This is a genomic window from Streptacidiphilus neutrinimicus (assembly GCF_000787815.1).
Taxonomy (GTDB): domain Bacteria; phylum Actinomycetota; class Actinomycetes; order Streptomycetales; family Streptomycetaceae; genus Streptacidiphilus; species Streptacidiphilus neutrinimicus.
The window spans coordinates 2,553-5,117 of record NZ_BBPO01000081.1 but is presented as its reverse complement, the minus strand read 5'-3'; the positions used below and the strand labels follow the sequence as shown (position 1 = coordinate 5,117).

Genomic DNA, 2,565 nt, shown 5'->3' with positions numbered 1-2,565 from the left:
TGACGGCGGCCCTCGTAAGCTCCCCGAGTGCGGCCATATACGGCGCATTCTGTGGCCACGGGTTTCCCCGGGTACGGCCAGATACTTCTCCCCGCTCGCCGCTTGCAGTCCCGCTCGACGACGCTGGAGCGGGTGAAGAACAGCGAGGAGATCATGGAGATCCTGGAGGCTTACGACCTCACGGGGAGTTACCGCGCCGCGGCCGAGCTGGCCGGCTGCGACCACCACACCGTCGCCCGGTACGTGAAGATGCGGGCCGCCGGCCAGCAGCCCGACCGCCGCCGGCACCGGACCCGGCAGATCGACGACTACCTGCCGAAGATCGAGGAACTGGTGGTCCGCTCACAGGGCAAGATCCGCGCGGACGTGGTCCACAAGAGGATCACCGCGATGGGCTTCACCGGCGGGGAACGCACCACCCGCCGAACCGTCGCCGAGGCGAAGGCCCAGTTCAGGGCCGGTCGGCGACGGGTCTACCGGCCATGGGTGACCGAGCCGGGGCTCTGGCTCCAATACGACTTCGGCGACGGCCCGGTGATCAAGGGCCGCAAGACCACGCTGTTCTGCGCGTGGCTGGCCTGGTCCCGCTTCCGCGTCGTCATCCCCATCTGGGACAAGACGCTCCCGACGGTGACCGCTTGCCTGGACGCCACCTTCCGCAGGATCGGCGGCGTCCCCGCCTACGTCCTGACCGACAACGAGAAGACGGTCACCACCGACCACATCGCCGGGATCGCGGTCCGCAACCCGGACGTCGTCGAGGTCGCCCGCCATTACGGCACGACCATACGCACCTGCGTGCCGGCGGACCCGGAGACGAAGGGCGGCTCGGAGTCCACGGTGAAGATCGCGAAGGCCGATCTGGTGCCGAAGGACGTCAACCTGCGCGAGCACTACCAGACCTTCGGCGAGCTGGAGGCGGCCTGCCGCCAGTTCGGCGAGGAGGTCAACTCCCGCGTCCACAAGGCGACCCGGCGCAAGCCGGTCGAGCGCCTGGCCGAGGAACAGCAACGGCTGCACCCGCTGCCGAAAAGCGCGTTCACCGCGGCGTTCGGCACCACCCGCCGGGTCGCCTGGGACTCGACGATCTCCGTCGAGGCGGTTCGCTACTCGGTCCCGCACCAGCTGATCGACACCCGCGTCTGGGCCCGCTTCCACGGCGACGAGCTGATCGTCACCGCCGTCGACGAACATGGACCCGCGCGCGAGGTCGCCCGCCACCAGCGCGGACAGCCCGGCTCCCCGGTCCTGGACGACACCCACTACCCGCCCCGCGAGGACAAGAACACCGACCGGACCCCGCGCGCGACCAGCGCGGACGAGGCCGCGTTCCTGGCGCTTGGGCCTGGGGCCGCGTCCTGGCTGGTCGAGGCAGCAGCGGCCGGCGTCCGCAGAATCAAGGCGAAGATGGCCGAGGCCGTCGCCCTGGCCAAGCTGCACTCCGCCCCGGATGTCGACCGGGCGCTCGGCACCGCCGCGGTCACCGGCCGGTTCGCCGACGCGGACCTGCTGTCCATCCTCGACTACCAGGCCAGCCACGAGCACACCGAGCCGACCCGACGCAGCGAGGACCACTCCCTGCAGCCCGGCACCGGCGCCTGGTCATCCTTCGGCCGCACCACCACCGACATCTCCGAGTTCGACGAAAGCGATCTGACCTGATGGCCGCCCCGCTCCGCACCGTCCCCGGCACCAACGGCGACCCGCTCGCCGAGGCCATCGAACTCACCCGCCGGCTCAAACTCCCGCACATCCGCCGCTCGTTGACCGACATCATCCCCACCGCGAAGGCCCAACGATGGGACCCGGCCGAGGTCGTCCGCGTCCTGCTGGCCGAAGAGGCCGCCGGCCGTGACCGGGCGAACCTGCACACTCGCCGCAAGCGGGCCGGGTTCCCGACGGGGAAGACCTTCGGCGACTGGGACGAGGGCAAGTCCTCGATCCCCAGGGCGACCCAGGACGCGCTGAAGACATTGGAGTGGGTCGGCCGCCGGGAGTCGTTTTGCATCTGCGGCCCGTCGGGCACGGGCAAGAGCCACTTCACCGAAGCCCTCGGTCAGACCGCGGTCGAGGCCGGGCTAGTGGTCTCCTGGTTCACCATCGAGGACCTCGGGTCGCTGGTCCGCCGGCACCGCGCGGATGACTCCATCGCGCGGGCCCTGGCCAGGATCGTCCGATCCGATTTGATCATCGTTGATGACATCGGCCTATTGCCGGTCTCCGAGGACGCCGCCGAGGGCTTCTACCGGCTGGTCGATGCCGCCTACGAACGGCGCTCGATAGCGGTTTCGAGCAACCTGCACCCCTCGGGATTCGACGAGATCATGCCGAAGACCCTGGCCACGGCCACCGTAGACCGGCTTCTGCACCATGCCCACGTCGTCGTCACTCAGGGTGATTCGTTCCGGCTGACCGAGGCCACCACCGGGAAGGGCGTGAAGCCCTTCAGCTGATCCACACCGACCGAGAGTGGGGAGAATATCTGGCCGCAGGCGGGGCAATCATGCCGTCCACCTGCGGGGATTCCTCTTGGCCGCCACCGGGGCGGACTACAAGGCCGTTGAC

General features: G+C 69.5%; 2 protein-coding genes. Both read left to right on the top strand.

From position 1 onward, the window contains the following. Positions 1-132: 132 nt before the first annotated feature. Entirely contained in the window at positions 133-1,662 is a 1,530-nt protein-coding gene (gene istA, locus TR48_RS32615; protein WP_042374009.1) for an IS21 family transposase, read from the top strand. After that, a complete protein-coding gene (istB, locus tag TR48_RS32610; protein WP_042374007.1) occupies positions 1,662-2,453 on the top strand; it encodes an IS21-like element helper ATPase IstB in 792 nt (263 codons plus the stop codon). The genes istA and istB overlap by 1 nt, the downstream gene beginning before the upstream one ends. The last annotated feature ends 112 nt before the right edge of the window (positions 2,454-2,565 follow it).

Coding starts and splice junctions, on each gene's coding strand:
- istB (WP_042374007.1), top strand. CDS start 1,662: ATGGCCGCCCCGCTCCGCACCGTCCCCGGCACCAACGGCGACCCGCTC.